The sequence below is a fragment of the Pseudomonas sp. B21-023 genome, assembly GCF_024749165.1.
GTDB lineage: Bacteria > Pseudomonadota > Gammaproteobacteria > Pseudomonadales > Pseudomonadaceae > Aquipseudomonas.
On record NZ_CP087190.1, the window covers coordinates 2,586,282 to 2,594,042 of the forward strand.

Sequence of the window (7,761 nt, forward strand, 5' to 3'; positions counted from 1 at the left end):
GCGTGACTCCACGCTTTGGGGTTCATCCCGTAGTCGGGTGGCCTTTGGGTAATTCGACAGGTTTTATCCGTTATCGACGAATGGTTGATCCACTGTTTGCTCTTGCTCTTGCTCTTGCTCTTGCTCTTGCTCTTGCTCTTGCTCTTGCTCTTGCTCTTGCTCTTGCTCTTGCTCTTGCTCTTGCTCTTGCTCTTGCTCTTGCTCTTGCTCTTGCTCTTGCTCTTGCTCTTGCTCTTGCTCTTGCTCTGCTTTTGCTTCTAAGCGCGCGATAGTTCAGGCGACACAAATTGCGACTTCAGGAGGCCGAACGCAGGTCTTGCGGAGGGAGGTGACGGGCATGGATGCCCGTCAAGCGCTGCGCCCCAGGCTGGGGCGTTCAGCGCGGTCCTCCCGGGAGCAAGGCCGGAGTGAGGGGACCCGGAGCGAAGCGGAGGGCCGGATGAATGGAGCGAAGCGTTTTTTGCCTTCTTTTGCCCGCGTGCAAAAGAAGGTCGCCGTAAAGGCGAAAAGGTGAGTATGCGTCGACATCGCAAATGAATGCGTTTACAACAATAAAAACCGATGCCGATTGACTTTGACTTTGACTTTGATTTTGGATTTTCACAGCGTATGTTTTGAAAGTTATATACGCATTCATTAACCATGTCGACGTACAGTCACCTTTTCGCCTTTACGGCGACCTCCTTTTCTCTTGGGAAAAGGAGGCAAAACCGTTCGGCTCCGTTCATACGGCCCCTACGCTTCGCTCCGGGGTCCCCTCACTCCGGGCTTGCTCCGGGAGGACGCGCCGACGGGCCATCCATGGCCTGATCGGCGCTTGACGGGCATCCATGCCCGTCACCTCCCTGCGCAAGCCCTCCGTTCGGCCTCCTGAAGTCGCAATTGGTATCGCCTGAACTATCGCGCACTTAGAAGCAAAAGCAGAGCAAGAACCGATCAAGATCAAATCTTTATATATTGCATCGCTGTTTTGCGGGAGGCGGACTGGGTTGCTTATATCTGCGCAGGACCACGAACCACTAATGCAGGATCTGCTTCAAAAACGCCTGTGCCCGCGCCGTCCTGGGCTGCCCGAAGAACACTTCCGGTGAAGAGTCCTCAATGATCTGCCCACCTTCGAGAAACAACACCCGCTCTGCCACCTGTCGGGCAAAGCCCATCTCGTGGGTCACGCAGAGCATGGTCATGCCGGTGCCGGCCAGTTGCACCAGCACGTCCAGTACCTCGGCCACCATCTCCGGGTCGAGTGCCGAGGTCGGCTCGTCGAACAGCATGATCCTCGGCTTCATGCACAACGCCCGGGCGATCGCCACCCGCTGCTGCTGGCCGCCGGAGAGCTGGCTGGGGTACTTGTGCGCCTGGCTTTCGATCCCGACCTTGCTCAGGTACGAGCGCGCCCGTTCCTCGGCGTCCCGCCGCGACAGGCCGCGCACGCTCATCGGTGCCAGCAGGCAGTTGTCGAGCACGCTCATGTGCGGGAACAGGTTGAAGTGCTGGAACACCATGCCGATTTCGCAGAGCACTTGGCTGGCTTGGCGGCCAGTGCTGGCAAGGTCGGTGCCGGCCACGCGGATGCTGCCCTGCTGGGCGATCTCCAGGCGGTTGATGCAGCGGATCAGCGTCGACTTGCCCGAGCCCGACGGGCCACAGAGCACGATTCGTTCGCCCTCGCGCACCGACAGGTCGATATCGTGCAGCACATGGAACGCGCCGTAATGCTTGTTCAGGCCCTCGATACGGATCAGCTCCGGGCGCGGGTCGGGAGCAGGGTGCAGGCTGGCAAGGCTCAAGGGTGCGGTCATCTTGTTGTTCTCCCGCTCAAGGTTCAGGCGAAGCGTGCGGCGCTGTAGGGCGCAGGGTCGGTGAAGGGGCGCTCGCCGGTCATCAGCTCCGCCAGCAGGCGGCCACTGACCGGGCCCAGCGTCAGGCCATGATGGGCATGGCCGAAGTTGAACCACAGGTGCTTGTGCAGCGGCGCCGGGCCGATCACCGGGCGCATGTCTGGCAGGCAGGGGCGACGGCCCAGCCAGGGCTTGTCGTCCAGGCGCTCGCCCAGGGCCGGGAACAGCTTGCGCGCCAGGGCCTCGCAGCGGCGCAGCTGGATCTCGTTGGCCGGGGCTTCGCTGGCGGCGAACTCGATGCCGGTGGTCAGGCGCACCCCCCGGGCCATCGGCGCCAGGACATAGCCGCCCTGGGTGTCGCAGATCGAGTGACCCAGTTCGGCGCCGTCGCGGGTCGCGTAGTGCATGTGATAGCCGCGCTTGATCCCCAGCGGAAAGTGGTAGCCCAGCCGTTCATAGAGGTCGGCCGACTGCGGGCCGAGGCAGGCCACCACCTCGTCGGCCATCACCGTGCCCCGGCGGCTGTCCACCTGCCAGCCGCCCTCGACCTGGCGCAGGCTGCGCGCATCGCCGTAGAGGAACTGCCCGCCACGCTGGACGAACAGCGCGGCGTAACCACGGGTCAAGCCGCCGGGGTTGCTCACGGTCTTCGGATCGAGCCAGTGGATGCCACCGATCACCCCACCGTCCAGTTGCTGCTCGCGGGCCTGCAGTTGCTCGCGTTCGAGGATCTCGTAGCGCAGGCCGTAGCGGGCCAGGCCTTGAAGGTCGTGCTTGGCCTGGGCGAACAGCGCGGCGTCGCGGTACACCTCGATCCAACCCTTGGCTTGCACCAGCCCTTGCAGGCCGGCGGCTTCGATCAGCACATCGTGTTCCTCGACGCTGCGCTGCACCAGCGGCAGCATGTCGGCGGCGGCCTTGGCCAGGCGCCCGGGAGCGGACTGGCGCCAGTAGCTGAGCAGCCAGGGTGCGGCCTTGGGCAGGTGGGCAAGGCTGTAGCGCACGTCGGGCTGGCGGTTCAGGCCATAGCGCAGCAGGGCGCTGTACTGGCGCGGGAAGGCATAGGGGATCACGCTGGAACGCTCGATCAGCCCGGCGTTGCCATGGCTGGTGCCGCTGCCTGGCTCGTCGCGGTCGATGAGGATCACCTGGCGTCCGCGGGCCTGCAGATGCAGGGCGGTGCTGACGCCGACGATGCCGGCGCCCAGGACGATGGTCTGGCAATGCATGGAAGATTTCCTTCAGTCAGTTCAGGTGGCGGCCCAGGCGGGCTTCCAGGTGTTTCAAGGTGCGCCGGACCACCTCGACGATCAGCAGGTAGAGCACTGCCGCCCACAGGTAGATCTGGAAGTCGAAGCTGCGCGAGAAGGCCAGCTTGGTCACCCCCATCAAGTCGTAGATCGTCACCAGCGAGGCAATGGCGCTGGCCTTGATCATCATGATCAGCTCGTTGCCCAGCGGGCCTATGGCTACCAGCAGCGACTGTGGCAGGACCACCTTGAAGAAGGTGGTCGAGCGCTTGAGGTTGAGTGCCTTGGCCGCCTCGTACTGGCCCGGCGCGACCGCCATCAGGCTGGCGCGGAAGATCTCGGCCTGGTAGGCCGCCGTGTTGAGGGTGAAGGCGAGCAGGGCGCAGTACCAGGCCTCGCGGAAGAACCACCAGAGGCCCAGCTCCTGCCAGAAACCCTTGAGCGAACCCAGCCCGTAGTACAGCAGGAACAGCTGGGCCAGCAGCGGTGAACCGCGGAAGAAGTACACATAGCCAGCCGCCAGGCGCCGCAGTACGCGGCTGGGTGACATGCGCGCCAGCGCCAGGAGCATGCCCAGCAGCGCGCCGAGGGTGAACGAGATCGCCACCAGCTTGGCGGTGACCAGCAGGCCATCGACGAAACGCGCGCCGTAGCGGTCCAGCAAGTCCGGGTCGAGCACGTAGGCCAGCAGTTGCTCCAGGCTCATGGGCGGGCTCCTTGCAGGTGGCGATTGCTGCGCCGCTCGAGCAGGGCAAAGACCCTGCCCGACAGCGCCGAGAACAACAGGTAGACCAGGCAGGCCACCCCGTAGAACAGCATCGGTTCCTTGGTCACGCTGACCGCCAGGTTGGTCTGGCGCATCAGGTCGATCAGCGAGATGGTCGAGACCAGCGAGGTGTCCTTGAGCAGGCTCAGCCAGTTGTTCGACAGGCCCGGCAGGGCGATGCGCGTCAGTTGCGGCAGCACCACCTTGAAAAAACCGGTGCGCTTGCCCAGGCCCAGGGCCGCGCAAGCCTCCAGTTGGCCCTTGGGCAGGGTCTTGAAGGCCATCAGCCAGATCTCGCTGGAGAACGCGGCGAACACCAGGCTGAAGGCAGCCATGGCGGCGAGGAAGGTGTTGATCAGCACCTCGCCTTCATAGCCCAGCGCGGCGAGGAGCTTCTGCGCGGCGATCTGGCAGCCGTAGTAGATGATCAACAGGGTGAGCAGTTCGGGCAGGCCGCGAAACACCGTGGAGAAGGTGGTGGCCCAGGCCCGCGGCAGGCGTTTGCGCGAGCGCGCGGCGAGCGCCACCAGCAGGCCCAGTGGCAGGCCGATGGGCAGGCAGGCCAGGGCTAGCGACACGGTCACCAGCGCGCCGGCCAGCAACGCCTGGCCCCAGCCGCCGCTGGCGAAGGAAAGCAGGGAGAGTTGATCGAGCATGGCTAACCCCCAGGAAACAGGTGCCCCGGTGGGAGCGGGCTTGTCCCGCGATGGCGTGGTTCACTGATCCGCCATCGCGCGGCAGGCCGGCCTCCACGAGATTACTGGTAGATATCGAAGGCGAAATACTTGCTCGCGATCTTCTGGTAGGTGCCATTGGCCACGATCGCCGCCAGCGCCTCGTTCAGCCGGGTGCGCAGGGCCTGGTCGTCCTTGCGCACGGCAATCGCCGCGTCGGCCTTGGTGCCGTCGACATCGCCGAGGATCTTGCAGCAGTCCTTGCCATTCTTGTTCAGCCATTCGTGCAGCGGGAACTTGTCGGCGATCACCCCGTCCAGGCGCCCGGCGGCGAGGTCGGCGTTGGCTTCGTCAAGGGTCGGGTACAGCTTCACGTCCGCGCCGGCCTTGCCGTATACGTCCTCGGCGTAGATCGCCTGGGTCGAGGCGGATTGCGCGCCGACCGTGTAGCCCTTGAAGTCGGTCTGCGCATCGCTGATCGGGCTGTCCTTGGCGACGGCCACGGTCAGTGGGGTGCGGTAGTAGTGGTCGGTGAAGGCGATCTTCCGGCGCCGTTCCTCGGTGTCGATCATCGAGGCCACCACCGCATCGTACTTGCGCGCCATCAACGCCGGAATGATGCCTTCCCAGTCCTGGGCCACCAGGGTGCACTCGACCTTCATCTGTTCGCACAGGGCATGGGTGATGTCGATGTCGAAGCCGTGCAGCTTGTTGTCGGCATCGACGTAATTGAAGGGGGGATATGCCCCTTCAGTGGCAAAGCGCAGGGTCTCGGCACTGGCGTGGCCCGCCAGCAGCAGGGCGCACGCACCCACCACAGCCATGGTTCCTTTCATCTCGCACCTCGGTCATCGCACTCTTGCTATTGTTGTTTGCCCGCCGGCCACGAGGTGTAGCCGACGAACTCGTTATGTAGAGCGGCAGTTGCTTCCAAGCGTTTTTCAACATCCGGTCCGAGCTGCTTGCAGACCTCGTTGACCATCAGGTGCACCCACGACAGCATGGTCGCGGTGGATTCCCAGAACAGGTTGAATTCGGTGGGGATGCGGAACACCTCGTCGGCGTTGGCATCGGCCCATTCACAGAAGGTGTCGGTGACCAGGGTCACCGGAATGCCCAGCGCACGCGCCTTGTGGCACAGCTGCTGGGCGTGGCGCGAATAGCGGCGCGCCTCGAACACCACCAGCGCGCAGTCCTGCGGGCGCCCCAGCAGTACCTCGCCGAAATGCCCGGCGCTGCCATCGACCAGTTGCACGCCGTCGCGCAGGTACTGCAGCAGGTGGCTCATGCACATGGCCACGCCACGCTCGGTCTGAAAGCCGGCGACGAATACCCGGGGTTTGTCGGCCAGGCGCCGAGCGACCTGTTGCCAGGTTTCGCCGCGGCTGTACTCGTGCACGCGCACCAGCGCGGCCATCTCCAGCTCCAGGCTGCCTGAGCGCTGGTCGTCCTCGGGTTGCTGGCGAAACGCCTGCAGGCGGTCGCCGGCCAGCCACGGGCCGTCGCCCAGGTCGTTCTGCAGGTCGTGCTTGAGGGCCTTGAGGTGGGCATAGCCCAGGGCGCGGCAGAAGCGGCCGACGCTCGATTCGCTCACGCCCAGCTTGGCGGCGATGCTGGCCGAGGTCTGGAACGGCAGCTCCTGGAGGTTGGCGAGCATGTAGCTGGCGATCTGGCGGCCCGAGGCGGCAGCGGTGTGCAGGCTGCTTTCCAGGCGTTGCTTGATCGATTGGCTCATGGTCGGTTCCGGCTGATTTCTGGCGTGGAAGCCAAAATGGCTGTTTTCTGTCATCAAGTCAATATTTGACAGATAGCTGTCATTGGCGGGAAAGTCTGTGCAGTTGCGCTGTAGCGATTCCAATTCCAAGAAAGGAGCTCCAGATGTCTTCACCTTCCACCGGCCCTGTCGTGCGCGTGCCTTTTACCGAACTGCGGGCGTTATTGCAGTCGATCTTCGCGCGTCATGGCTGCAGCGCGGCGGTGGCCGCCGCGCTCGCCCACAACTGCGCCAGCGCCCAGCGTGACGGTGCCCACAGCCACGGGGTGTTCCGTATTCCCGGTTATGTCTCGACCCTGGCCAGCGGTTGGGTCGATGGCCGCGCCGAGCCGCAGGTAACCGACCTGGCGCCGGCTTATGTGCAGGTCGATGCCAAGGGTGGGTTTGCCCAGCCGGCCCTGGCCGCCGCCCGCGCGCTGTTGGTGGAGAAGGCGCGCACGGCCGGCATCGCGGTGCTGGCGATCCATAATTCGCACCATTTCGCCGCGCTGTGGCCGGATGTCGAGCCATTCGCCGATGAAGGCCTGGTGGCCCTGAGCGTGGTCAACAGCATGACCTGCGTGGTGCCCCATGGCGCGCGCAAGCCGTTGTTCGGCACCAACCCCATCGCCTTCGCCGCGCCTTGCGCGGGGCACGACCCGATCGTCTTCGACATGGCCACCAGTGCCATGGCCCATGGCGACGTGCAGATTGCCGCCCGGGCCGCCGAACAGCTGCCGCCGGGCATGGGCGTGGATGCCGCCGGCCAGCCGACCAACGACCCCAGGGCGATTCTCGAAGGGGGGGCCTTGCTGCCGTTCGGCGGCCACAAAGGCTCGGCGCTGTCGATGATGGTCGAACTGCTGGCGGCAGCGCTGACGGGGGGCCATTTTTCCTGGGAGTTCGACTGGTCCGGGCATCCGGGAGCAAAGACCCCATGGACCGGGCAGTTGCTTATCGTGATCGACCCCACCAAGGCGCAAGGTGATCGTTTTGCCCAGCGCAGCCGCGAACTGGTGGAGCAGATGCAGGAAGCGGGGCTGACGCGCATGCCGGGGGAACGGCGCTACCGTGAGCGTGAAGTGGCACTGCGCGAGGGCGTGGGTTTGACCGAAGGGGAGTTGGCCGAGTTGCAAGCGCTGGCTGGCTGAACCCGCTCTTTTGTCAATCGGGGAGTCAGGCGCCTGAGCGGCCTGGCTCCCTAGTGTGGTGTTTTGCAAATACGACCAATAAATCGCGAGCGATTTTTGCGCTCAGGCAAAGCGTCGCGACGAGTCGTAGCCCAGCTACGGCGAGGAGCGACAACGCCGCATGAGCGCAAAAAGCGCCGCGAGTTATGGTCGTTATTTGTGAAACACCACACTAGCGTTGAACCCTTCTGCTCCTGCCGTTGTCCCCCCTTCCCATGTCAGCCCGCCCCCCCGCGATCCATTAGCGTTCCGAGCATTTCCGACTGGCAAAAGCAGGATGCTTACCA

General features: G+C 64.3%; 8 protein-coding genes. 2 read left to right on the forward strand and 6 right to left on the reverse strand.

All coding sequences use genetic code 11. The features are described from left to right. Nucleotides 1–80 precede the first annotated feature (80 nt). On the forward strand, nt 81–272 hold the full coding sequence (locus LOY42_RS11730; RefSeq protein WP_258600736.1) for a hypothetical protein: 192 nt from the start codon (nt 81–83) through the stop codon (nt 270–272). Nucleotides 273–1,019: 747 nt separating this feature from the next. On the opposite strand, the gene LOY42_RS11735 is transcribed toward LOY42_RS11730, so the two are convergent. The 6 genes from LOY42_RS11735 to LOY42_RS11760 form a co-directional block, all read right to left on the reverse strand. Further along, on the reverse strand, nt 1,020–1,802 hold the full coding sequence (locus LOY42_RS11735; RefSeq protein WP_309475690.1) for an amino acid ABC transporter ATP-binding protein: 783 nt from the start codon (nt 1,800–1,802) through the stop codon (nt 1,020–1,022). 23 nt (nt 1,803–1,825) lie between these two features. Then, the gene (locus tag LOY42_RS11740; RefSeq protein ID WP_258600738.1) at nt 1,826–3,070 is read right to left on the reverse strand and encodes an FAD-binding oxidoreductase; all 1,245 of its coding nucleotides are present in this window, start codon (nt 3,068–3,070) and stop codon (nt 1,826–1,828) included. 16 nt (nt 3,071–3,086) lie between these two features. Next, a complete protein-coding gene (locus LOY42_RS11745) occupies nt 3,087–3,797 on the reverse strand; it encodes an ABC transporter permease (RefSeq protein ID WP_102685465.1) in 711 nt (236 codons plus the stop codon). Next, nucleotides 3,794–4,513: an ABC transporter permease gene (locus LOY42_RS11750; RefSeq protein ID WP_102685466.1), complete on the reverse strand. Its 720-nt coding sequence runs from the start codon at nt 4,511–4,513 to the stop codon at nt 3,794–3,796. The genes LOY42_RS11745 and LOY42_RS11750 overlap by 4 nt, the downstream gene beginning before the upstream one ends. Before the next feature lie 101 nt (nt 4,514–4,614). Further along, complete coding sequence (locus LOY42_RS11755) at nt 4,615–5,367, reverse strand: transporter substrate-binding domain-containing protein (protein ID WP_023632571.1); 753 nt, start codon at nt 5,365–5,367, stop codon at nt 4,615–4,617. 26 nt (nt 5,368–5,393) lie between these two features. Beyond that, nucleotides 5,394–6,266: a MurR/RpiR family transcriptional regulator gene (locus LOY42_RS11760; RefSeq protein WP_258600741.1), complete on the reverse strand. Its 873-nt coding sequence runs from the start codon at nt 6,264–6,266 to the stop codon at nt 5,394–5,396. A 143-nt stretch (nt 6,267–6,409) separates the two neighbouring features. Between LOY42_RS11760 and LOY42_RS11765 the strand changes: the two genes are divergently transcribed. Next, nucleotides 6,410–7,435 carry an Ldh family oxidoreductase gene (locus LOY42_RS11765; RefSeq protein WP_198755849.1) on the forward strand — a complete coding sequence of 342 codons (1,026 nt, stop codon included), beginning with the start codon at nt 6,410–6,412 and terminating at the stop codon, nt 7,433–7,435. Nucleotides 7,436–7,761 lie beyond the last annotated feature (326 nt).

Bases quoted from the DNA above. Each gene is read 5' to 3' on its own strand.
- LOY42_RS11740 (WP_258600738.1), bottom strand. From the start codon at position 3,070: ATGCATTGCCAGACCATCGTCCTGGGCGCCGGCATCGTCGGCGTCAGC.
- LOY42_RS11730 (WP_258600736.1), top strand. From the start codon at position 81: ATGGTTGATCCACTGTTTGCTCTTGCTCTTGCTCTTGCTCTTGCTCTT.
- LOY42_RS11765 (WP_198755849.1), top strand. From the start codon at position 6,410: ATGTCTTCACCTTCCACCGGCCCTGTCGTGCGCGTGCCTTTTACCGAA.
- LOY42_RS11735 (WP_309475690.1), bottom strand. From the start codon at position 1,802: ATGACCGCACCCTTGAGCCTTGCCAGCCTGCACCCTGCTCCCGACCCG.
- LOY42_RS11745 (WP_102685465.1), bottom strand. From the start codon at position 3,797: ATGAGCCTGGAGCAACTGCTGGCCTACGTGCTCGACCCGGACTTGCTG.
- LOY42_RS11755 (WP_023632571.1), bottom strand. From the start codon at position 5,367: ATGAAAGGAACCATGGCTGTGGTGGGTGCGTGCGCCCTGCTGCTGGCG.
- LOY42_RS11760 (WP_258600741.1), bottom strand. From the start codon at position 6,266: ATGAGCCAATCGATCAAGCAACGCCTGGAAAGCAGCCTGCACACCGCT.
- LOY42_RS11750 (WP_102685466.1), bottom strand. From the start codon at position 4,513: ATGCTCGATCAACTCTCCCTGCTTTCCTTCGCCAGCGGCGGCTGGGGC.